The sequence below is a fragment of the Mesorhizobium sp. ESP-6-2 genome, assembly GCF_020164675.1.
Taxonomy (GTDB): Bacteria; Pseudomonadota; Alphaproteobacteria; order Rhizobiales; family Rhizobiaceae; genus Mesorhizobium.
The window spans coordinates 370412-392017 of the sequence record NZ_JAIUGT010000005.1; the positions used below are offsets into that span (position 1 = coordinate 370412).

Genomic DNA, 21606 nt, shown 5'->3' on the forward strand with positions numbered 1-21606 from the left:
CTGATCCATGCATTACCGATCGATCTCAGACATGAACGACGCGATCGTGAGCAACCTTCACCGGTTGCCGCGCGACATCGACCTGGTGGTCGGCGTCCCCAGAAGCGGGGTGCTGGCAGCGACGCTGGTCAGCCTCGCGGCGAACATACCGATGACCGACCTGGACTCCTTCCTCGAGGGTCGCGTCTACACATCGGGCATCACCAAGCGCCGTGCGGTGCTCGACCGCAAGGTCGCGGAAATGCGCAAGGTGCTGGTGATCGACGACAGCGTCTCCGGCGGCAACGCCATGCGCGACGCCCGCGCCCGCATAGAGGGTGCCGGCATCGAGGCCGACTACATCTTTGCCGCCGTGTTCGGGCTTGAGCCGCAGCATGCCGAGACCGATGTCGTCTTCGAGGTCGTGCCGCATCCGCGCATGTTCCAGTGGAACTTCATGCATCACAAATTCCTGGCGCAATGCTGCGTCGACATAGACGGGGTGCTGTGCCTCGATCCGACCGAGGCGGAAAACGACGATGGTCCGGCCTACGAGAAATTCCTTAGCGAAGCGCGGCCGCTCCATACAGCGACCCGCAAGATCGGCTGGCTGGTGACCAGCCGGCTGGAGAAATACCGCGCGCTGACCGAGGCATGGCTGGCCAAGCACGAGATCAAGTACGATCATCTGATCATGCTCGACCTGCCGAGCAAGGCGGAGCGCCAGCGGCTTGGCGCGCATGGCAGTTTCAAGGCCGAATTCTACCGCAAATCCGATGCCATCCTGTTCATCGAGAGCGAGCACGAGCAGGCGCTGAGGATCACCGAGCTGTCGGGCAAACCGGTGCTGTGCGTCGAAACGCACATGGTCAGCTTTCCCAACGCGCTGTCGCTCCCGGCGCTCGGCCAGGCGGCGCGCAACCTGCCGGCCAGGTTGCGACAGGCCAAGTCACAGGAAGGCCGCAAGGGCGCCGCCAAGGCCCTTGCCCGCGCCCTGCTCGGCGCCCGCGGCTACGAGACGCTGAAAAGCCGGGTCAAGCGCCTGGCCTGATCCGCCAAGGCTTCGAGTCCAGATTAACGGGTTCCTTCGGAGTGTTCGCCGGCGCGCCGGTCGAGAAGCATCAAACGAAAAACCCGCCTGTGCGGCGGGTTTCCGGCGCAACTCAGCACCATGACCAAAAATCTACCATAGCTGCCTTCACCCTGTCAAGAAAAAATTCCTATTACAGGGCTGCCGGGGCCGGTGCCAGCCTGAGCCTTGGCTACGCCGCTTGTCGCGAACGCCGCTGTGTGGCCTTGTCCAATATGGAAAAGAAGGTGAGGAACTGGCGGTCCGGATCGAGCTCCGGACGCTCGGAGAAGCTGCGCGCCGTGGCCGAGAGCCGGTCATATTCCTGGCGGTCGTTCCACAGCAGCCTGACGGCCGCGATCCAGTCGGCGAGCGGCGCATCGTAATCCAGCACCACGCCGCCCGGGCCGATCGCTTCGGGCAGGCCGCCGCGCCGCGAGCCGATGACGGGAATGCCGCTGCAATGGGCTTCCGAGGCCACACGGCCCCAGGCCTCTTCCCATTTGCTGGGCGCCAGCAGGATCCTGGTCCGGCCATAGACGGTCTTCATGTCGCCGGTGCGGTTCTCCAGCCTGATGTTGGAGAACGGGGCGATGGTTTGCTCGATGCGGGCGCGATGATCGTCGGCAAGCTTCCAGCTCTCCACGAACAGGAACGGAATCTCGGGGCAGGCGCCGGCGATGCGCACGGCGAGCTCGAAGCCTTTCTCCTCGTACGGATTGATCAAGGTGACGAACTGGCCCGTGGTCGGCGTGCTGTAGAGGGCGGCATTGATGGTCGGCGGCAGCACCGCCGCATCGATGCCGAACTTCTGTTTGTAGGCGCGCGCGGTGAATTGCGAATTGGCGATGTAGAGCGCCGAATGCAGCTCGCGCAGATCGCCGCCCAGTTCATGGAACTCGACGTTCCTGAGATAGACGACCAGCGGCACCCCTTCGGCCTGGAGCGCCTTGCCCACCGGAACCGACTTGTGGCACTGGACGACGGCCACGTCCGGCTTCAATCTGCGGACGGCAAAGTCGGCCGCCTTCCACGGGAACCAGGCCCGCACCACCGGATAACCGGGAAAACTGTCGATGACCGCCGGCTGACGCAGCAGCTTCATCTTGGCGCGCGCCTTGAAGCCGAAGACACCGTCGCCGAACAGGGCGGCCAGTACGGCCGCCTCATGGCCGTGCTCGATCAACTGCTCGGCCAGATGATGGGTGCTCGACTGGACGCCGCCGCTGAATTCGGGCGTGTATCCGTTGCCGCCTGCAAAAAGAACTTTCATGGTCCTGGCTCCTGGTTCTTTCGCGTTTCGTTCAATGTGGCCCGAGAGCTTGCTCCGGCACCGCCTCAGGCACTCTGTTGCTCGAGATTGGCGAACGGATTGGTGCATGGCTGCCATCCGGTGAACCGGATCGGATCGCCCGGCGAACTGCGCCAGGCGTAGTCGGTCAGCATGTGGAATTCGGCGATCAGCCAGCGGTCGAAATGCAGCAGGTCCTGCTTCTTCTGCTCCGGCAGCAAGGCGCGGGCTTTGCCCAGCCTTGTCTCCTCGAGCAAGGTGACGGCGTCGCTGAGTTTCTTGCTCGGGAATATCCATGGGTTCCTGTCGCGGAACGCCAGGACGAACTGCTGCAAATGCTCGATGCGCATGTTGAGCTTGCCGAAATATTTCTCGAGCGTGACGCGCACCAGATCCTCATCCGAAAACGAGGACACTGCCGCGTAGGCAATGCCGGTCGATACCACCCCGCCCGCCATGACGGCCAGTGCGGAGCGTCGCGAGATCTCTATCATCTGGTTTGCTCCTCTCACGCCATCCGGCTCGCCGCCCGCAGGGACAGCGCTGCCGCGGTCAGGCTCGGATTGGCGCATGAACAGCTCGGATATGTGCTGGTGCCGACCACGACCAGGTTCCTGAGCTGGTGATGAATCATGCCGCTGTCGACCACCGAATCGGCCGGGCCCGTTCCCATCCGGAGCGTACCCTGGACATGCGATTCGGTTGGCCGGATGCCGCGATCGAAAAGCTGTTCGACCGGCAGCGGGGCGAGCAGCCCGGGCAGTTTCTCCAGCGCCCGCGCCATGCCCTTGACCGCGTAGTCCGACGGCGCCTTGAAGCTGACGAAGGCGTTGTCGTTCTCGTCGAGCGTGACGAAATTCTCATGGTCGAGCAGGTTCTCGGTCACCACGACAAGCGGCAGCGCCTGGCGCAACCGCCCCTTCTCGGCGCGCATGCCGTGTTGCCAGCGGTTCTCGAAATAGACCAGCGCCGCGGCGTGCTCGGACCGGTGCGGACCGTCATAGAGGCCGAAATTCAAGCCGGTGGTGATGGTGCTGCCGTCGAAATTGTCGACACCGTCGAGGTAGACCTCGAAATTCCAGCCATAGGATTCATGCAGGCCGCGGCCGACGAATTCGCCTCCCAGGCCGGAGCGCAGCATGATCGCCGCGCTCTGGATGGCATTGGCGCCGAGGACGAAGAGGTCGCCGCTGACCTGATATTCCTTGCCGGCGTGGACGAAGGTGACCGAGCGGACGGTCCCGCCGACATGGTCGAGCCGGCGCACTTCCGAACCGAGGCAGACCGACACGTCGGGATGTTCGAAGACATGCATCAGGCCGTTATTGGCGGTGAATTTGGCATCGACCGGGCAGAGCCAGCATCTGAGGTTGGCGCAGCACGAGGTGCGCTGCGCGGTCGGCACGCGGGCGCGCGCGGTCGGCATGACGAAATGCTGGCCGGGCTGCGCCGCCTTCATCATCCGGTCGGGCGTCGACATGCGGTGCGGCGGCTGCGGAAAGGGCTTCGAGCGCGGCAGCATCGCCGCCATGTCGGGATCGCCCGAGATCGACATGATGTCTTCGGCGTCGCAATAGAACGGCTCGACGTCGTCATAGCCGATCGGCCAGTCATTGCCGATGCCGTAAGTGCTTTTCAGCCTGAAGTCGTTGGGATGGAACCTCGGCGTCTGCGCGAACCAGCAGTTGGTGCCGCCGCCCAGCCCGATCGTGTAGTTCCAGGGCTTGTCGGAATTGGTCTTGTAGGTCGACTCGTCCTCGATGTCGGTGTTGACGTTCTGCTTGAGCTGCCATTCATGCGTGTTGTGGCGGCCCCATTCCAGGAGCAGGATACGCGCCTTGCGCCGCTTCGTGAATTCGTGCAGGAAGAAGGCCGAACCGAAACCGGAACCGATCGCAACAACGTCAAAGTGGTCCTTCGTGATCTGCTCCGGCTTTACGTCCAGCACCATCAGCCGCAACTCCTTTCCGGGTCTTTCGCGTTCGTCATGGCCATCGCACCGGCCGATCGCGGCGATCCCACATTGGATTGTCCAAACCCGCCCTCATGCCGCGATCCTGCCGATCGAGTGATATTCGATGCCATGGCGGGCGATGACCTTGGGATCATAGAGGTTGCGGCCGTCGAAGATGATCGGCGTGGTCAGCGCGTCTTTCAGCGCGTCGAAGGACGGCGCGCGAAAACTCTTCCACTCGGTGGCGATCAGCAGCGCATCGGCGCCGCGCAGCGCCGCTTCCTTGGTGCCGCACAGAAGCAGGTCGTCGCGCAGCCCGTAGATGGCCTGGCATTCCTGCATCGCCTCGGGATCATAGGCCTGCACGGTCGCGCCGACGTTCCAGAGTGCCTCCATCAGCGTGCGGGCGGGCGCCTCGCGCATGTCGTCGGTGTTGGGTTTGAAAGCCAGGCCCCAGAGCGCGAAGGTCTTGCCCTTGAGGTTGCCCTTGAAATAGCGGTTCACCTTGTCGAACAGCACGGATTTCTGCTCGTTGTTGCGCTCCTCGACGGCGCGCAGCAGCTTGGCGTCGAACTTGACGCCTTCGGCGGTCTTGATCAGGGCGCGCACGTCCTTGGGAAAGCAGGAGCCGCCATAGCCGAGGCCCGGGTAGATGAAGTGGTAGCCGATGCGCGGATCGCTGCCGATACCCTTGCGCACCTCCTCGATGTCGGCGCCGAGCTGTTCGGCCAGGTTCGCCATTTCGTTCATGAAGCTGATCTTGGTGGCGAGCATGCAATTGGCCGCGTATTTGGTGAATTCGGCGCTGCGCACGTCCATCACGATCATCTTCTCGTGGTTGCGGTTGAAGGGCGCGTAGAGCTCGCGCATCACCGCCTCGGTGGCCTCGCTCGATGTGCCGACGATGATGCGGTCCGGCCTCATGCAATCGGCGACGGCCGACCCTTCCTTGAGGAATTCCGGATTGGAAGCGACGTCGAAGCTCAGGTCCTCGCGGCCTCTTTTCTTCAGCGTTTCGGCGATCCTGGCCTTGATCTTCTCGCAGGTGCCGACCGGCACGGTCGACTTGCCGACGACGATCTTGGGCGCATCCATTTCCCGGCCGATCGCCTCGGCGACCGCCAGCACGTATTTGAGATCGGCCGAGCCATCCTCGCCGGGAGGCGTGCCGACCGCGATCATCTGGATTTCACCATGCGTGACGGCGGCGGCCGCGTCGGTGGTGAACTTGATGCGGCCGGCGGCGTGGTTCTCCCTGACGATGCTTTCGAGGCCCGGCTCGAAGATCGGGACGAGACCTTGATTGAGCCGCTCGACCTTGTTGGCGTCGATGTCGACGCAGACGACCTGGTGGCCCACTTCGGCAAGCACAGCAGCCTGCACGAGACCGACATAGCCGATACCAAACACCGTCAAATTCATTCTGTTTTGTTCCTGTCCAGGGCAGCGGACCGTGGTCGGCCCGGCCGGTTCAAATCGACTTTCCCGATAGGTTCTACTTTACGCTGCATGCCAGCGATTCCGGAAACTGGCAGGGTTCGCCCTGCGCGGTGAAGGCGACGCGCTCGATCTGCAACGAAAGCCTGCGGCCCGGATCGGCGAATGCGCCCAACCATCCGGTCATCGTATCGCTGCCCCAGAGGCTGAAGAAGATCTTCTGCGCATGGCTGGGCAGCTTTGCCGGATCGGTGATGGTGTTCACCAGCTGGCCGTTGACGTACCAGCGCAAACTGTCCTTCTGCCAGACGAAGGCGTAGTCGTTGAAGGCCTTTTCCGTGCCGCCCGGCACGTCGACCAGCTTCTCGTTCTTGCCCTTGCCGGCGATGTAGGCATTGACCTGAACCTTGGACGTGTCCTTGGTCAGGATCTCGAAGTCGATCTCGTCCCAGGGCTGCTTGTCCGACGGGCCGATATAGGAGAAGAAAGCCGCGTTGAGGCCGGCGCCGGTGTCGGTCTTCATGCGCGCCTCATAGGTGCCATAGCCGAAGCGCTGCTTGGTCTGGATTTCGCCGCAAGCGTAGTCGCGGTCCTTCGTCTTCTGCTTCTCGAAGCCCAGCGACAGCACACCGTCCGCTAGGCTGACCTGCCCCTTCGCCCAGGTGCAATTCTGATGGCCGCCATTCGTCCAGCCATCGGAGACATACCAGCGCTGGCGGTTGAAACTGGTGAAATCATCGACGAATGAGGGCGCCGACTTCAGATCCTGGGACCAGGATGGCGCCGGCCCGGCGAACAGGCCAGCGAGAGCGGCCAGCGCGACCAGGGCAGCCCTGCGTCCGGTGGAACCCGGGCGGGCTTGCCTGGCCTGGCGCGTTGACGACATGCCGCGAACTGCGACGGTGAACGTGGTTCTCGGATCCGCATTCATACGAAACTCAACCTTTGCGCTGTGCATCCCCAACCCAAAGTAGCCATTCGAGCCGTTGCCAAACGGCGCTTTCTTTCTCTCGTCAGCCCCTCCCCAAGCTGCTTTCCCGCCTCGCGCCAAATCCACCGTTCAGCCTTCACCCTCTGCCGGCGCCTGCCGGTTTGGCGAGCCTCTGGCTGGCCGTCACATCGGACGACCCATCCTCATCGAAAACCATATCCAGCGAACGACGAAGCTCCCGGACCATGCCGTTCTGGCGCGACAGCGCCGCGATGCGGCGCTCGCAATTCAAGATCGAGGTCGTCAGTTCATCGACCTCGGCGGAACGGCGCGCAGACGCCGAGCCGTTCTCCATGGCCTCGACCAGAAAGGCGGCGTTGGCGGCCGTCGCCTTGTAGCGATTCTCCAGCCCGTTTCGCTCCGCCTCGATCTCCGCCGCGATCTGCTCGAACAGCTTCGCCAGGCGATCGAGGCGCGAAATGTCGGTCTGCCGGTCGCGGGCCGGATTCCTTGATCTGAAGCCGAATATCGAGGCCATGCGTTCAAAGTCCTGTGGTGGTCCGACCGTCGGCCGAGCCCCTTACCGGTTCAATATCGGGCAGCCCGATCGGAGGCCAGCTCATTGGCCATCTTAATTGCTGCACCGCAACATAGACTGCCATCCCCGGGCCGCGTAGGCAACCACCCAATTCGTAAACTCATAAATCCGCCCGAAATGGTTTGCGCGATGCACTGACAAGAGCGCGGCCGGACGCCCGCATTCAAGGCTCTTTGCCCGTGCTGGTGCCGGCCATGAGAAAACGCATTGGCGGCACATGTTGACGCCGGGAGGCGAACCCGACGCGGCGAAACAGCGCCTCGAGCTTGTCGGACGCCACGCCCTGGACGATGGGAACCAGGTTGGATTGGCTTGCGAAGGCATAGGCCGCGGCCGACGCCAGGCCCCGCTCTGCCTTGACGTCGAGGAAATTGCGCAGCCGGTATTTGTCGCGCACGTGGCGCTCGTGGCGGCGCAGCACCGCTTTGGAGCCCTCAGGCAGGCTGTCGATCGCCAGCAGCGCCAGGTCGGCGTCGGCCAGACGCTTCAGGTCCTGCGTCTTGTGGCGGCCGCTCAGCGAGTCGGCCCGCACGATGGCGCCGTAACCGCAGGAGCGGATGACCTTGAAACGCGCGCCGCTGGCGACCGCGCGCGCGTAGAGCTCGTAATCCTCGCCCAGACGCAAGCTCTCGTCATAGCGCAAGCCGTGCCTGTCGAGAAAAGCGCGGCTGATCACCGGCTTGAGGAACCCCAGTTCGCCTCTGCGCACGTTGCGCCTGGAGATGTTGCCTTCGACGAAACGCTGGAGGTCGAGGAATTCCGGCTCGGCCGCGAACTGCGGTGCGACGATCTGGGTGACATCGCTCAAGGCGTCGTCCCTGATGAGCATGATGTTGTCGGCCGCGAAATCCCAGTCCGCGCCGGCAAAGAGATTGTGAAACCTGCCTGCGAGAAAGAAGTCGTCGGCGTCCAGAATGGCGATGAACGGCGATTGCGAGGCCGCGATGGCGGCGTTGCGGGCGAAGGAGGGGCCGCGATTGACGTCGAGACGGATCACCGCGAGCCGGCCGCTGCCGTCATCGGCGGCGCGGGCGACGTGGGCCGTGTCGTCGGTGGAGGCGTCGTCGACGACGACGACTTCGGCCACTTCCGGTTCGCGCAGCGCGGACGCGATGGCGACAGCGATTGTTCGCGCCGCGTTTCGGGCCGCGATGATCACGCAGACCTTTGATTTTGTCATCGACATGAATTTGCCTCTTGCACAGGTTCCGTTCTGCCCTCGCCCTGTACGTGTTCGACGTCCGACAGGCTTCCCGTCACGGGCTGCCCTGCCGTTCGAAGATGCGGCGGCTGATGTCGGCCGATGCCGCCCAGCCGGCTTCCGCCAGATAGCGGACCGGCGCACGACCGCACAACTCCCACAACACGGTGCGCCGCTGCGGCCATCGCAGGGATGACAGCCACGGCGCGATGACCATGTTGAGCAGGTCCTCATTGCCGATGCGCGACAGCATCCGCGCGGCGCGCTGCGACAGGAGCGTGCCGGCGCCGCCGAGGAGCACGTCGGCGGCGCGCAGGCCAAGCAGCAGCGTGTCGTCCAGCCCCTGCGCCGCGGCGGCGTCGAGCAGGCGCTGCTGCTCGGCTGCGTCCAGGCGGTTGGCGCTGGCGCGCACGTCGCAGACATAGCCGGCGCAGGGTTCCCGGTTGAAAAGCGCCTTGGCGACGCTGATGCAGGATAACAGCAGAGTGTCGGCCGCCGATATGAACGGCACCTCGACGCCGGTGATCTCGACCTGCCGTTTGCGCCGCAGGAAGCCATCCGCGTCGCGTGGGCTGGGCGAGCCGGGTTGCTGGAGCCGATAATGCAGATCGACAGTGGATTGCGTCGGCGCGTCGCCGCGGATCATGTGCTGTTCGCCGAGGAAACGGACCCACCAGACGGAGCGCGACTTGCCGGCAATCTCGTATCCGATCGAGCGGAGCGCCTCGCGCGCCCTGAAAAACCCGGCCGGCGCCACCAATATGTCGACATCGCCCGAAGGCTTCATGAAATGATCGTCGTAAAGCAGAAGCTGCTGGAAGGGACCTTTCAGGAAAACGAAATCGATCTGCCTGTCGCGCAGCGCCGCCTGGATCGCCATCGAATCCATGATGCAGGACGCGTTCATCGAAACGGTCTTCCGGCGGTAGGCGTCGAGCCATTGGGAGAGCTGGGCCGGCGGCCCGTTCGCGGGTGCGCTCGACAGCACCTTGAGGATAAAGGTCGCGACCTTGTTCAACCTGGCTATGTCGGTGACATTGGCCACAGAGAGGGCGGAGGCATCGCCGGGCGCGGCGCCGGATCGCGCCGCGAAGAACAGCCGCAGACAGGCCTGCACATAGGCGATCTCGCTGGCGCAATCGGCGGCGCGCAGTCGCTCATATGAACGTTCGGTCAGGGCCATCGGGCGCACGGTTCTCCAGAAGCGATCGGCGCGACGCCTATGCTGCAGGTGCGAAGCAAAGCATCGCCAAAAACCTTGGCGCCGTCCAGTTTTTCCTTTTGCAGCGCAAAAATCCAGCCACCGACCTTTATCGAAACCGGCTCGGGAGAACGGTCAGGAGAACCACTGGACCACAAGGGACCAGTGGCTTTTTCGGCGTTCCGTAGCAAACCTTACCGGGAGACCCGGTGCTACGGCATTATTGGCGCTATGCCTTGAAGTGACAGGGCCTAAAAAGTTTATATATGCAAATCAATTTCTTATGCTGACCTAGTGCATTAGGCCCATATGCAGGGATGTCGAGGCGATGAAGGCAAAAGCTTGAGATCGTTACTCACGGCTGTGTCTGCGCGCGCGGTCCATAATTGATTAATACGCGGTAAATCAGGCTTGACTCATAAATGCTGCCATGCAGCTATTGCATCGCAGCATGAAAGTGCCGCCGGCAATCGACAGGCCGTTTCCAGTCCTTGATGGAGTGTAAAATGGAACAGAATGTTGAAAAGCAGGAGTACGAAACGCCCAGCCTGACGGTTCATGGTTCGATTGAAACCATCACTCAGGGCGGTGGCGGCAACACGGCGCTCGACGCAGCATTTCCTGCGCACACGCCGATTGGCGACCTGACGTTCTCCTGAACCTGTCCTGATTCTGGAGGGACACGTTGGGCCTCTGGAATCCAAGAACCATAAAGGGAGTCGGGGTGAAAATCCCGGCTTCTCTTCATTGCCTGACCCGGCCTTTCTTCATCGCCAGAATTGTCGGCACGCATTGCGGACAGTGTGTAGCAAACGAGGTTTTCGGATGAACTGGAACCCATCTGACCACGATCGCGTAAGTGCGACCAAGGAAGCGGTTGCCTGCGAATTCGGCAATGGCCTGGCGCTTCTCAACCTGAAATCCAACATCTACTACAGCCTCAACGGGGTAGGCACGTTCATCTGGGAGTTGATCCAGGAGCCGAAACCAGTTGCTGAAATCCGCCGTGCCGTGCTCGCGCGCTATGATGTCGACGCCGAGCGCTGCAAGGCCGATGTCGACGCGCTGTTGAAAGGTCTGGCCGATAGCGGACTTGCGAGGCTGCATCATGAGGAACCTGTCTAGGCAGGTTCCGCAAAAGCGGGTCACGGTTTTGCGGCAAGAACCTGCGACAGAGAAAAGTCCCGGCCAGACGAAGCACCGGCGGCGGCTTCGGGCTCTCTCCCTGAGCGGCCCGGAAATGCTGTTCCTCTGCCGCTGCCTGCTGGTGGTCGCGGCCGTTCGGCTGGGGCTGACCCTGTTCTCCTACAACCGCCTTCGCGGCATCGTCACCCGGCTGGAGGCACGTGAATGCGCCAGCACGGGAGAGCTGCGCCGTGTCGCCTGGGGCGTTGCCGCTGCGGCCCGCCTGGTGCCGCGCGCGAGCTGCCTCACCCAGGCGCTCGCCGGCCAGTACATCCTCGCCCGCCAGGGCAATGCCTCGAAGATCCGCATCGGCATCGAGCGCGACACCGGCCAGCAGCTGAAGGCGCATGCATGGCTGATCAGCGGCAACCATGTCGTCCTTGGCGGCTCGATAGACAGGTTCGTCCCTCTCGTCGACTATGGTCAATGACCGATGAGTGGCGTGGCCGGTATCCTGCACGGGCACGAGGCGCCGGAGCCCGCAGCCGAGATCCAGCGCATGCTGGCCCGCATGCGTCATCGCGCCCGCGACGGCAGTTCATGGTGGACCGACAAGGCTGTCGCGCTCGGCCATGCCTGGCTCAACACGACCGATGAAGCCGGCCCCGGCCCGCTGACGATGGCGGGCGGCAAACTGGCCGTCACCGCGGATTGCCGCCTGGACAATCGCGACGAGCTGATGGCACGGCTCGGCGTCCGCGACGCATCGGCTGCCGACGCTGTGCTCCTGATGCGGGCCTATCTGCGCTGGGGCGAAGCCTGTCCCGTGCACCTGCAAGGCGATTTCGCCTTCGCCATCTGGGATGCCGAGCGGCAGGTGCTGTTTTGCGCGCGCGATCATTTCGGCGTCAAACCGTTCTACTATCACGCGGACGGGCAGCGCTTTTTCTTTGCCTCCGAGATCGGCCCGATCCTTGGCGTCACCGGCGCCGGCGCCCGCCTCAGCGAACATCAGATCTCGGGTTTCCTGGCCGGGCTGCCGGACGATCCGCAAGCGACGCCTTACACCGATATTTTCCGCCTGCCGGCGCGCCATAGCCTCACTGTGACGGGGCAGCGCGTGACGCTGCAGCGATACTGGCAGATCGAGCCGTCGTCGCGGCCAATGCGCGCGGACGCCGCCGAGGAATTCGCCCACCTCTTCTCGCAGTCCGTGCGCAACCGCATGCGCGGAAGCGCCGCGGTCGGGGCCATGCTGAGCGGCGGCCTGGACTCCTCCTCGATCGCCTGCGTGGCGGGCCGGCAAAACCTGTCCGAGGGAAAGCCGAGGCTGCCCACCTTTTCGCTGGTTTTCGAACGCGGCTCGGCGATGGACGAAACCCCCTTCATCGACGCGGTGCTGGAACAAGAGCGCGTCGATGGCACGCTGATCCCGGTCGGCAACTACGCGCCGTTCGCGGAATTCGAACGGGTGCTGGAAGAGCAGGAAGGAACGTTCCTGGCGCCGGGCCTTACGCTCACCCGGACCGTCTACAGGACGGCGGGCGCCAACGGCGTCAAGGTGCTTCTCGACGGCCATGGCGGGGACGAAGTCGTATCGCAGGGCCACGGCCATCTGCACGAGCTTGCCAATGCAGGCAGGTGGCTGGAGCTGTGGCGCGAGATCCGCAGCGCTTCCAACACCTATGGCGACGGCATGCTCGGCATGTACTTCCAGTTCCTGACCATCTACGGACCCGCCTGGCGTGTGGCCAGGCTCAGGCACACCGCGAACCGGCTCCTGCACAGGCTGCGAAAGCCGGCCCAGGCTTCGCAAGGCGGAAGCTGGCGCGACCTGATCAATGCCGATCTTGCCGGCCGCACCGAGCTTATCGAGCGGGTTCACCGAGCCGGCTACAAGCCGCCCGACGTCAGCGCCAGCGAGGCGCTGACCCACCGCTGGATTCTTTCCAACGGCTATGTGCCGCATGCTTTCGAAGTCCTCGACAAGGCCGCCGCCAATTTCGGGGTCGAGCCTCGTTATCCCTTCTGGGACAAGCCGCTGGTCGAGTTCTGCCTGGGGTTGCCGGGCAAGGAGAAGCTCAGCCGCGGTTTTGGCCGCTACGTGCTGCGCCGCGCCATGCAAGGCGTGCTGCCGGCGGCGGTCCAGTGGCGGCGCGACAAGATCGATTTCACCGGCAATCTCGTCAACGGCATGCTGCGCAACCACCGCGACCTTCTGGAACAGGTGCTCGGCCCGGATGCCGGCCGCATCGAGCCCTATATCAACCTGCCGGCCGTGAAGGCTGCCTATGCCCGGCTGCTCAGCCGGCCCGACCGGCCGGCGCCGCTCGATGTCCAGTATGTCTGGCGCTCGGCGTCGCTGTCGCTCTGGCTGCGGCAGGTGCAGCGCGCCGGGAGTGCCGCATGACGCCGTTGAACGAGCCGCTTGTCCTCGGCCCGCACGCGCAAGGCTGGCCGCGCGGACAGCGCCGTTTTTATCGGGCCTACGGCCTGACCATCGCTTCCGAGGTGGCCTTGCCAGAGTTGGAGCCGGCCGAACCGGCAGCGGCGGATATCCTGATCACCGTCGGCGCGATCGATATGCCGAAGCCTTCGCCTGAGGCCGCGACCATTTTCCGCTTCGAACCGGATCGGCAATATCTGGCATGGCACGCCGTCGGCGCGTTCCTGATCAGCGACGCCTGCCGCATCGAGGTCGAGCCGGCGCCCGGCATCGACGACGCGCTGATCGCGTTCCCGCTGCTGGGACCGGTGATGGCGCTCATCCTGCACCAGCGCGGCCTGCTCGTGCTGCATGCCAGCGCCGTCGCGATTGCCGGCAAAAGCGCCATCTTCATGGGCGACAAGGGCGCCGGCAAATCGACGACGGCAAGCGCCATGATCCGTGCCGGACACGAACTGCTTACCGACGATGTCGTGGCGCTCGATCTCAGCCATCCGGACGAGCCGATGATCGTGCCGGGTTTTCCCCAGATCAAGCTGGCGGCCGACGCGGCTGCCGCGATTTCGCTTGAACGGGCACAAGTACGGCCGCCGGTGCATCCGGCCATCAACAAGGCCCAACACCGCTTGCACGGGGCATTTTCGCGCGACAGGGTTCCGGCGACCCGCATCTACATTCTCGAGCGCGGCCAAAAGGCCGAGATCTCGCCCATGCCCGGCATCGCCGCTTTGCCGGCCGTGATCAGATTTTCATACGTCACGCGCTTCGGCCGAGCCGCCCTGGTCGGCGATTTCGCTGCGGCGCATCTCGGGCACTGCGCACGGCTCGCCGATCGCGTCGGCGTGTGCAGGCTCGAAGTGCCGACGGGGCTCGACAGGATCGGCGAGGTCGTGAGCCTCGTCGAGCATGACCTGATGGCCGGACAGGGGTAGCAGGAGATGTCGAAATCATCGTTCCTCCGCCCGTCATTGTTTCGGGAAATCGCCGGGTTCGGCGGCGTTATCGCCCAGATAGGCGGGCGGCGTGCCTGGACGGCACTGCTCTTCCTGATCCTGGGCAGCCTGACCGAAGGCATCTCCATCCTGTTGCTGGTTCCGCTGTTGCAGCTGGTCGGGCGCTCCGGCCAGGACTTCGCGATCCGGCTGCCCGACAATGATTTCATGCGCTGGCTGGTGCCGGACGGCACGCTGAAGCTGACCACGATGCTGTGCATGCTGGTCGCGCTGGTCGTGCTGCAGGCCGCCTTCAACCGCTTCAAGTCGGTCTACATGGCCAGGCTTCTCTTCGACTTCATCAACCGCCTGCGCATGAACCTGTTCGAAAGCATCGGCAAGGCACGGTGGGGCGTCTTCACGCGCATGCGCGGCTCCGACCTCGACCATGCACTGACCGGGGACATAGACCGCGTCCAGGGCGCGGCCTTCTCGCTGCTGATGCTGGTGCAGATCGCCGTGCTTTTGGCCGGCTATCTCGTGATCTCCCTATTCATTTCGCCGGTCATGACGCTGTTCGCCGTGATCATCGGCATCCTGATGTTCCTCGCGCTGCGGCCATTCCGGTCGCGGGCCACCGCCTTTGGCCAGATCCTGACCACCAACCGTCAGGATCAGTACCGGACGGTCTCGGAATTCCTCGGCGGCATCAAGGTGGCCAAGAGCCTGAACGTCGAGGCGACCTATTTCGCGCAGTTGCGGGCGACACTTGAAAGGATGAAGGCCGACAACATCGCCTATGTACGCAACAGCTCGACCGGCACCGCCCTGTTCCAGGTGGCGAGCGTGATCGGCTTGAGCCTGTTCATCTATGTGGCGCTGGTTCGCTTCGACCTCTCACTGGCCGAGATCGTGGTGCTGCTGCTGGTCTTCATGCGCATCGCGCCGCGCTTCATGGACATGCAGACGCAGGCGCAGCAGGTCCTGATCAACCTGCCCGCCTATGCCGCAATGCGCAGCCTCCAGATGCGTTTCGACGCCGAGCGGGAACCTGGCCATGCCGGGATCGAGGACGCTCGAAAGCTATCGCTCGATTTCGGACTGAATGTTCGCGGCGTCTCCTTCGCCTATGAGGACGGCGCCGCCAAGACGGTGGTGAGCGACATTACCTTCGGCCTTCCGGCCGGCAAGGTCACCGCCCTTATCGGCCCTTCGGGATCAGGCAAGAGCACGATCGCCGATATGCTGCTCGGCCTGCTCGAGCCGACAGCCGGCACGATCCTCGTCGATGGCGTCGAGATCGACGCCGCCAATCGCCGGGGCTGGCGCGACCAGGTCGCCTACGTGCCACAGGACGTGTTTCTCTTGCACGACACGATCGCGGCGAACCTTCGCCTGGCCGCGCAGCAAGCAAGCGACGATGAATTATGGGCCGCATTGCGATCGGCCCATGCGGCCGAATTCGTCGAACGGCTCGACCTCAAGCTCGAAACGGTGGTCGGCGACCGCGGCGTGCGGTTGTCGGGCGGCGAACGCCAGCGGATCGCGCTGGCGCGCGCCTTGCTGCGCAAGCCCTCGCTGCTCATCCTCGATGAGGCGACCAGCGCGCTCGACTGGCAAAACCAGGCGCTGATCGCGCAATCGATAGACGGGCTGCGCGGCTCGATGACGATCCTGACCATCGCGCACCGGCCATCGATGATCGCCTTCGCCGACTGGGTGGTGGCGATGGAAAACGGCCGTATCGTCGAAGTCGGGCACTATCGGCAGCTGAAGGCGAAAGCCGGAAGCCGACTGTCCCGGATGCTTTCGGGCGAACAATCAGAGTCCGAACCCGCCGACGTTGCCTGAGGCCGGCCCGGCTTGGTCAGTGAAGGCTTCGCCCGGCGCCGCCCAGCTTTTCACCCTCGGCCACCTCGGCCGAACTCAGCTTTCTTTCGGCCTCGCGCGTCCTGTCGGCCGGCGTCGGCGCGCTTCTGACGATCATGGCATAGACAAGCACGAAGTAGCCCGCCTGGATGACCACGGCACAGATGATGACGCGCAGCAGCGTCGTGCCTATTGAAGCGCCGCCCAGCCATGACCAGCCGACGACGATCGCAAGAGCGAAAATCATCCCAACGATGAATTTTGGAAGCGACATACCCAACAGCCCACAAACCGGCCCGGGTATATCAAATCATTGCCCCACCCGAGCGTCGTCCCTTGTCATGCGGGCTTGTTAAGTCGCCCGCTCCCGGCCGGTTGCTTCCGGCCTTTCAACCTGCCGCCACTTTGACAGGTATAATTTGCAATTCTATTAAGGCGGGCAAATGGCCGCAAGGGCAACCGAATTTATTTTTAGGTGAGCTTTTGCGCTCGACTCGCTCGTGCTGCAACGCACACGGGGGATTATGTGCAACTTCGGCACTTCGGTGCTTTTCAGTAAAATCTACAATATTGAATAGTATTTTATATGAATACCCTCGAATATCGCGTCACGATAAAGCACCAACGGGCTCGGCTCAGGGGCATAAAGAACGCGCCGCCCAGAAGTTGCCCCAAAAGGGCCTCTATTTTTCCGGCTATGCCCATTTATTGTCATAAATGTGCTAAATATTCCGAAATTTGTGCAGGGCTCGCTTATTATTTAGTCAATTCATGACGTGACTATTTCAAGGGTACGGGAAATTGTGTGTTGCGCTGCAACATTTTTTTGATATCGTGCGGTAAACCATCCGGTCAACGCATGGAGTTTTGGCATGAGGGACGTTGCCAAGTCGGCCACAGCGGAGTTTTCGCAGGCTGGCGTCGATTTTCCACCGCCGATCGGCGGCCTTATCAAGCGCAGTTTCGATATTGCCGGTTCACTGGCCGCCCTGATCGCGCTCAGCCCGCTGTTCGTGATGATAGCGCTGCTCGTCAAATTCTCCGATGGCGGATCGATTTTCTACGGTCACCGGCGAATCGGGCGTGGCGGACGGATTTTCCCTTGTCTCAAGTTCCGCACCATGGTCCCTGACGGTGAAAGGGTGCTGGCCGCCTATCTGGCGGCCAATCCGGAAGCCAAGGCGGAATGGATAGCCACCCGCAAGCTGAAGAACGATCCGCGCGTCACCAGGGTCGGCGCGGTCCTGAGGAAACTCAGTCTCGATGAGTTGCCGCAGGTCATCAACATCCTTCAGGGCGACATGAGCCTTGTCGGACCGCGTCCGGTCGTGCGCGACGAACTGGAGATCTATGGCAGCGCCGCCGTGTATTACCTGAAGTCCCGCCCCGGCCTGACCGGCCTGTGGCAGGTCAGCGGCCGCAACGACGTCTCCTATGACAGCCGCGTCGCGTTCGATCGCCACTATGTCGAGAATTGGTCACTTTTTGAGGATATTCGCATCATCATCAAGACAGTTCCGGCTGTCTGGATGTCGCGCGGCTGCTACTGAGCGGTCGCGAACCGGATCGCACGCGGGGAATCTCTCCCGGCAGGCATCGGGCGCAGGCTCATCGGGCTGGTGGGGCCAAAGCGGATCGGAACGTTCAGTTGAAGATAGACATGTTCGAAGTTTTTTGCAGCGGCCCGCATTCGGGCCGCTCGCGGCGTTTGCGGCTCGTGGCCAGCTGCCTGGCCCTGTCGCTCGCCCTGCCCCGGATCGCCATTGCCGACGAGTACCATCTCGGATCGCAAGACAAGCTCACCATCCGTATCGCGGAGTGGCAGACCGTCGAAGGCACGTTCCGTGACTGGTCGGCGGTCAATGGCGTATACACGGTCGGGCCGGCCGGAATGCTGTCGGTGCCTTTCGTCGGCGAACTGCCGGCATCCGGCAAGACAACGGCCGAAGTCGCGGCGGCGATCGGCGAGGCGCTGCAGCACAAGCTCGCTTTGTCGGACCGGCCCGAGGCATCGGTCGAAATGGCGCAGTTCCGGCCGTTCTATATTTCGGGCGAGGTGCAGAACCCCGGCCAATTCCCCTATGTGCCCGATCTTACGGTGCTGAAGGCGGTCAGCATCGCCGGCGGCATCCGGCGAAGCGCCGACTACGGCCCGCAGCTCGGCAAGGACCTGGTCACCGCCAAAGGCAATTTCGACATATATGACGATCAGCGCGTTCGACTGATCGTCAAGCGCGCGCGCATCGATGCCGACCTTGCGGGCAAGTCGAGCTTCGACGTGCCGAAGGAGGTGGAGGGCGATCCGAGACTGCAGGCCATCGTCGCGGACGAGATGACGATCCTCACGGCTGACCAGAAGGCGCTGAAGCTGAAGCTCGAGGCGCTCAGCGATCTGAAAGGGGTTCTGCAGGCCGAGATCGAATCGCTGCAGAAGAAGATCGTCAACCAGCAGAAGCAGGTCGATCTGGCGCAGCAGCAACTCACCAGCATCGGTCCGCTGGCCCAGAAAGGCCTGGTCGCCAACGCAAGACTGCTGGATTCGCAGCAGTCCGTCACCGACCTTCAGGGCAAGATCCTGGACTACGAAACGGCCATCCTCACCGCCAAGCAAGCGATCAGCAAGGCAACGCAGGATGCCATCGATGCCCAGAACACGCTGAGCTCGAGCCTCGCCGCCGACCGGCAGCAGACCGAAGCCGACCTGAACGAGGCCGCGCTGAGGGTCAACATGCAGAAAGGATTGATGGCCCAGGCCACCGATCCCGCCACCGTGGCCGCCAGCGCAACCAACGAAGAGCCCACCCTGATCTATTCACTGCTGCGCGCTGCCGACGGCAAGACGAGCGAGATTGCGGTCAAGGAAGACACGCCCGTGCTGCCGGGCGATGTGATCAAGGTCAAGCTGGCTCCAATGGCGAGCCAGTAGGCAGCTTGAAATAGGGCAGTTCACCGTTTCACGGAAACGGCGAGCTGCTCTATGTCATTGTTTTTGCGCAATTCCGGACGAAAACCGCTGCGTGCGTTTCCCGGGGAAGCCGTACACACTTTCCTGAAATTGCCGGAGCGGGGCGGCGTTTGAGCGAATCGCCAGCCGCTCTATCGCCTTGTTTTGACGCAAGCCCAAACGGGGAACCGATCCGCATTCATCGAGCCGCGTCGGTGCCAGGCTCCGGCCCGCTCCAGCCTCTGGCGGCATTCGCCTCCTCGATCCTTGCCGCAGACCGGCGAGGACGGGCAACGGGCAGCCGCGCCAGCTTGAAGAAGCTGAAATACATCAGGAAGGAACCCATGATGTAGGGGTTGAGGATCTCGACCTCGACGAAGGAGCGGATCAGGAGCAGCACCATGACGCCGGCGAGAACGACCGAATCCGCCCGCCATGTTCCGAACGCCACCGTCGAGACATGGCCGTAGAGCGTGCGCAGGATGACCAGCGAAACCAGCGTCGCCCCGACGAAGCCGAGTTCGACAAGGGCTTCGATGTAGGTATTGTGGAAGTGGAAGCCGGTGCGGGTGGTGATGTAGAACTCGTTCCACAGGCGCTCGGCCTCGGCAAAACCCTGGACCCAGTATGCGGCATAGCCGACGCCGAGCATGGGCGCCCTCTGCGCGGCGTTCCAGCCCTGCTCCCACAGATAGGTGCGCCCGGTGAGCGTCGAATCCTTGCCGAACAGGCCGAGGACGAAGTCCATGAGGCCGAGGTTCAGCGCCACTAGGATAGTGACGACCAGCATGCCGGTGCCGACCAGGAAGATCACCCGGCGGTAGCGTCGCGACAGCACCTTGCTCATGGCAAGCAGCATCACCAGCGCCAGCACCGCCGGTGTCGAGGCCATCGAGGTGGCCGAATGCGAGATGACCAGCAGATAGGCCGACAAAAGCACCACCGGCACCGTCAGGAACAGGCTCAGCCGGCCATGCCTGAGGAAGGCTATGAAGACGACGCTGAAATAGATGCCGAGCGAGGCGACGAAGCCTATCTGGTTCTTGGAGGCGAAGGCGCCGACGAAATTGTAGGTGCCGTCAAGGACGTCCTCGGAATAGGCCCCGACCTTGAGAGAATAGAGCAGGACGACGAATATGCCGACCAGCGCGCCTATCGTCAGGGTCCGCACACTGACGGCTCGCGCCGCGACATAGGCGCAGGCGATGTGGGAAAAGTACTGGACGGCCGTCCTCGCGGTAATTCCGGGAGCGTCCGACCAAAAGACGGAGAAGCATACATAGGCCGCGAACGACAATGGCAGCCAGGCGCTGGACAGATGCCGCAGAAACCGCCTGTAGTCGACCATGATGAGGGGCAGCCACACCGCATAGTAGGCCAGGATCAGCACCTGGCCGAATATGACGGAGTAGGAGAATGCCCAGACCGAAACGGCAACGGCAAAACTGCCGTAGACCGAGTTCCTCTCGGGATCGACCAGCAAGGACTTTGGAATCTTCATCTCAGGTTCTCGCCGAGCCTACCCCGGACCGCCGGGTAGCCGGCAGGCATCTCCGTAAGAAGGGTGCAATCGACGGCATCTCCATTGTGCAGTGCAATATAACCTATCGCGCCCTGCGCTCAATGGCAAATCCGGTCACCTTGTCTTACAGCCAGGCGAGCGCCGAGAGATCAAGTCCGGGACAGCCGGACGGAATTGGAGTTCTCGTTCGGTGCCGGCCTCCTCCACCGAGGCCATAGCCAGCCGTGCGCGCTACCAAAGTGCTCCGCCGGTGATCTGTATGTTTTCCATGGTGATGCCCTTGGCCATATCCGAGCAGAGGAACACGGCCACCGCCGCGATCTCCTGCGGCTGGAGGATGCGCTGCTGGGGGTTGCCCCTGGCGATCTCGGCCATCGCGTCCTCGGCCGTGCGGCCCTTGCCCTCGCGCTCGACGACCTGCGCCACGTTGCGGCGCATCAGTTCGGTCTCGACCCAGGTCGGGCTGATCATGACACAGGTCACGCCATGCGCAGCCCCTTCGAGCGCCACGCAACGGGTGAGGCCGAGGAGACCGGCCTTGGAGGCGCAATAGGCAGGATTGTCCTTCCAGCCGACCGAGGCGGCGGTCGAACCGATGTTGACGATGCGACCCCAGCCGCGCTCGATCATGCCGGGCAGCACGGCGCGCGTGGCGCGGAAGGCGCCGGTGAGATTGGTGTCGACGATCTTGTCCCACAGCGCGTCGGAATGGCCGCAGACCGGCTGCTCGGCCGTGGTGCCGGCGGCGTTGACCAGGATGTCGACAGGGCCGACTGCCGCCTGGGCGTCGGCCGCGAAACGGTTCGTCACGTCGCTGTCGCGCACGTCGAGATGGGCGGCGTAAATCCTCGTTCCATGGACGCCGAGATCCGAACGGACGCGCTCGATCTCGTCGGCGCCGGGATAGTAGGCGGCGTCGGATCTCTCGGCGCCGGCAGGAGCGATATAGGAGCCGACGGCGACATTGGCTCCGGCCTGCGCCAATGCCGTCGCAATCGCAAGGCCCATTCCGGAGAACCCGCCGGTGACGATTGCGCTGCGGCCGGAAAGGTTTGTCATCGGGCATAGGCTCCGCACGGTACGGGACGGTCCATCAGTCCCGAGAGG

At 63.3% G+C, this 21606-nt stretch carries 20 protein-coding genes; 9 read left to right on the top strand and 11 right to left on the bottom strand.

All coding sequences use genetic code 11. The features are described from left to right. The first annotated feature begins 7 nt into the window (after nt 1-7). On the top strand, nt 8-1030 hold the full coding sequence (locus tag LB532_RS16645) for a phosphoribosyltransferase family protein (protein WP_140643684.1): 1023 nt from the start codon (nt 8-10) through the stop codon (nt 1028-1030). Between the two features lie 211 nt (nt 1031-1241). Here LB532_RS16645 and LB532_RS16650 read toward each other — a convergent pair whose 3' ends face one another. The 8 genes from LB532_RS16650 to LB532_RS16685 form a co-directional block, all read right to left on the bottom strand. Further along, on the bottom strand, nt 1242-2321 hold the full coding sequence (locus LB532_RS16650) for a glycosyltransferase (protein WP_140643686.1): 1080 nt from the start codon (nt 2319-2321) through the stop codon (nt 1242-1244). Nucleotides 2322-2386: 65 nt separating this feature from the next. Then, nucleotides 2387-2833, bottom strand: a complete 447-nt coding sequence (locus LB532_RS16655; protein ID WP_140497175.1) for a hypothetical protein — start codon at nt 2831-2833, stop codon at nt 2387-2389. Between the two features lie 14 nt (nt 2834-2847). After that, nucleotides 2848-4290 carry a GMC oxidoreductase gene (locus LB532_RS16660; protein WP_224556985.1) on the bottom strand — a complete coding sequence of 481 codons (1443 nt, stop codon included), beginning with the start codon at nt 4288-4290 and terminating at the stop codon, nt 2848-2850. 93 nt (nt 4291-4383) lie between these two features. Beyond that, complete coding sequence (locus LB532_RS16665) at nt 4384-5715, bottom strand: UDP-glucose dehydrogenase family protein (protein ID WP_140643688.1); 1332 nt, start codon at nt 5713-5715, stop codon at nt 4384-4386. Between the two features lie 73 nt (nt 5716-5788). Beyond that, nucleotides 5789-6616, bottom strand: a complete 828-nt coding sequence (locus LB532_RS16670; RefSeq protein WP_181169571.1) for a family 16 glycosylhydrolase — start codon at nt 6614-6616, stop codon at nt 5789-5791. A 181-nt stretch (nt 6617-6797) separates the two neighbouring features. After that, nucleotides 6798-7199, bottom strand: a complete 402-nt coding sequence (locus tag LB532_RS16675; RefSeq protein ID WP_140643691.1) for a hypothetical protein — start codon at nt 7197-7199, stop codon at nt 6798-6800. A 223-nt stretch (nt 7200-7422) separates the two neighbouring features. After that, complete coding sequence (locus LB532_RS16680) at nt 7423-8445, bottom strand: glycosyltransferase family 2 protein (RefSeq protein WP_140643693.1); 1023 nt, start codon at nt 8443-8445, stop codon at nt 7423-7425. A gap of 70 nt (nt 8446-8515) precedes the next feature. Continuing rightward, nucleotides 8516-9643, bottom strand: coding sequence for a nucleotidyltransferase family protein (locus LB532_RS16685; protein WP_140643695.1), 1128 nt, complete (start codon nt 9641-9643; stop codon nt 8516-8518). A 524-nt stretch (nt 9644-10167) separates the two neighbouring features. Between LB532_RS16685 and LB532_RS16690 the strand changes: the two genes are divergently transcribed. The 6 genes from LB532_RS16690 (at nt 10168) to LB532_RS16715 (ending at nt 16015) form a co-directional block, all read left to right on the top strand. After that, nucleotides 10168-10320 carry a lasso peptide gene (locus LB532_RS16690; protein WP_140497189.1) on the top strand — a complete coding sequence of 51 codons (153 nt, stop codon included), beginning with the start codon at nt 10168-10170 and terminating at the stop codon, nt 10318-10320. 166 nt (nt 10321-10486) lie between these two features. After that, nucleotides 10487-10786, top strand: a complete 300-nt coding sequence (locus LB532_RS16695) for a PqqD family protein (protein WP_140643696.1) — start codon at nt 10487-10489, stop codon at nt 10784-10786. Between the two features lie 115 nt (nt 10787-10901). Next, complete coding sequence (locus LB532_RS16700; protein ID WP_224556987.1) at nt 10902-11276, top strand: lasso peptide biosynthesis B2 protein; 375 nt, start codon at nt 10902-10904, stop codon at nt 11274-11276. Nucleotides 11277-11279: 3 nt separating this feature from the next. Next, nucleotides 11280-13196, top strand: coding sequence for a lasso peptide isopeptide bond-forming cyclase (locus tag LB532_RS16705; RefSeq protein WP_140643700.1), 1917 nt, complete (start codon nt 11280-11282; stop codon nt 13194-13196). Continuing rightward, nucleotides 13193-14164 (top strand): serine kinase, encoded by a 972-nt coding sequence (locus LB532_RS16710; protein WP_140643702.1) that lies wholly within the window; start codon nt 13193-13195, stop codon nt 14162-14164. The genes LB532_RS16705 and LB532_RS16710 overlap by 4 nt, the downstream gene beginning before the upstream one ends. A gap of 6 nt (nt 14165-14170) precedes the next feature. Then, nucleotides 14171-16015 (top strand): ABC transporter ATP-binding protein, encoded by a 1845-nt coding sequence (locus LB532_RS16715; protein ID WP_140643704.1) that lies wholly within the window; start codon nt 14171-14173, stop codon nt 16013-16015. Nucleotides 16016-16031: 16 nt separating this feature from the next. On the opposite strand, the gene LB532_RS16720 is transcribed toward LB532_RS16715, so the two are convergent. Beyond that, nucleotides 16032-16307 (bottom strand): exopolysaccharide production repressor exox, encoded by a 276-nt coding sequence (locus LB532_RS16720; protein WP_140550285.1) that lies wholly within the window; start codon nt 16305-16307, stop codon nt 16032-16034. A gap of 598 nt (nt 16308-16905) precedes the next feature. Between LB532_RS16720 and LB532_RS16725 the strand changes: the two genes are divergently transcribed. Both LB532_RS16725 and LB532_RS16730 read left to right on the top strand, forming a co-directional pair. Next, the gene (locus LB532_RS16725) at nt 16906-17583 is read left to right on the top strand and encodes a sugar transferase (protein ID WP_140643706.1); all 678 of its coding nucleotides are present in this window, start codon (nt 16906-16908) and stop codon (nt 17581-17583) included. Nucleotides 17584-17693: 110 nt separating this feature from the next. Further along, entirely contained in the window at nt 17694-18959 is a 1266-nt protein-coding gene (locus LB532_RS16730) for a polysaccharide biosynthesis/export family protein (protein ID WP_181169573.1), read from the top strand. 217 nt (nt 18960-19176) lie between these two features. Here LB532_RS16730 and LB532_RS16735 read toward each other — a convergent pair whose 3' ends face one another. Then, nucleotides 19177-20478 carry an O-antigen ligase family protein gene (locus LB532_RS16735; protein WP_140643709.1) on the bottom strand — a complete coding sequence of 434 codons (1302 nt, stop codon included), beginning with the start codon at nt 20476-20478 and terminating at the stop codon, nt 19177-19179. 252 nt (nt 20479-20730) lie between these two features. Continuing rightward, nucleotides 20731-21558: an SDR family NAD(P)-dependent oxidoreductase gene (locus tag LB532_RS16740; RefSeq protein ID WP_140643710.1), complete on the bottom strand. Its 828-nt coding sequence runs from the start codon at nt 21556-21558 to the stop codon at nt 20731-20733. Nucleotides 21559-21606: the final 48 nt, after the last annotated feature.

What these genes read in the sequence shown, in the direction of transcription:
- LB532_RS16675 (WP_140643691.1), bottom strand. Translation starts at nt 7,199, where the DNA reads ATGGCCTCGATATTCGGCTTCAGATCAAGGAATCCGGCCCGCGACCGG.
- LB532_RS16725 (WP_140643706.1), top strand. Translation starts at nt 16,906, where the DNA reads ATGAGGGACGTTGCCAAGTCGGCCACAGCGGAGTTTTCGCAGGCTGGC.
- LB532_RS16700 (WP_224556987.1), top strand. Translation starts at nt 10,902, where the DNA reads ATGCTGTTCCTCTGCCGCTGCCTGCTGGTGGTCGCGGCCGTTCGGCTG.
- LB532_RS16710 (WP_140643702.1), top strand. Translation starts at nt 13,193, where the DNA reads ATGACGCCGTTGAACGAGCCGCTTGTCCTCGGCCCGCACGCGCAAGGC.
- LB532_RS16685 (WP_140643695.1), bottom strand. Translation starts at nt 9,643, where the DNA reads ATGGCCCTGACCGAACGTTCATATGAGCGACTGCGCGCCGCCGATTGC.
- LB532_RS16650 (WP_140643686.1), bottom strand. Translation starts at nt 2,321, where the DNA reads ATGAAAGTTCTTTTTGCAGGCGGCAACGGATACACGCCCGAATTCAGC.
- LB532_RS16665 (WP_140643688.1), bottom strand. Translation starts at nt 5,715, where the DNA reads ATGAATTTGACGGTGTTTGGTATCGGCTATGTCGGTCTCGTGCAGGCT.
- LB532_RS16695 (WP_140643696.1), top strand. Translation starts at nt 10,487, where the DNA reads ATGAACTGGAACCCATCTGACCACGATCGCGTAAGTGCGACCAAGGAA.
- LB532_RS16715 (WP_140643704.1), top strand. Translation starts at nt 14,171, where the DNA reads ATGTCGAAATCATCGTTCCTCCGCCCGTCATTGTTTCGGGAAATCGCC.
- LB532_RS16705 (WP_140643700.1), top strand. Translation starts at nt 11,280, where the DNA reads ATGAGTGGCGTGGCCGGTATCCTGCACGGGCACGAGGCGCCGGAGCCC.
- LB532_RS16735 (WP_140643709.1), bottom strand. Translation starts at nt 20,478, where the DNA reads ATGAAGATTCCAAAGTCCTTGCTGGTCGATCCCGAGAGGAACTCGGTC.
- LB532_RS16730 (WP_181169573.1), top strand. Translation starts at nt 17,694, where the DNA reads ATGTTCGAAGTTTTTTGCAGCGGCCCGCATTCGGGCCGCTCGCGGCGT.
- LB532_RS16720 (WP_140550285.1), bottom strand. Translation starts at nt 16,307, where the DNA reads ATGTCGCTTCCAAAATTCATCGTTGGGATGATTTTCGCTCTTGCGATC.
- LB532_RS16680 (WP_140643693.1), bottom strand. Translation starts at nt 8,445, where the DNA reads ATGTCGATGACAAAATCAAAGGTCTGCGTGATCATCGCGGCCCGAAAC.
- LB532_RS16655 (WP_140497175.1), bottom strand. Translation starts at nt 2,833, where the DNA reads ATGATAGAGATCTCGCGACGCTCCGCACTGGCCGTCATGGCGGGCGGG.
- LB532_RS16690 (WP_140497189.1), top strand. Translation starts at nt 10,168, where the DNA reads ATGGAACAGAATGTTGAAAAGCAGGAGTACGAAACGCCCAGCCTGACG.
- LB532_RS16740 (WP_140643710.1), bottom strand. Translation starts at nt 21,558, where the DNA reads ATGACAAACCTTTCCGGCCGCAGCGCAATCGTCACCGGCGGGTTCTCC.
- LB532_RS16645 (WP_140643684.1), top strand. Translation starts at nt 8, where the DNA reads ATGCATTACCGATCGATCTCAGACATGAACGACGCGATCGTGAGCAAC.
- LB532_RS16660 (WP_224556985.1), bottom strand. Translation starts at nt 4,290, where the DNA reads ATGGTGCTGGACGTAAAGCCGGAGCAGATCACGAAGGACCACTTTGAC.
- LB532_RS16670 (WP_181169571.1), bottom strand. Translation starts at nt 6,616, where the DNA reads ATGTCGTCAACGCGCCAGGCCAGGCAAGCCCGCCCGGGTTCCACCGGA.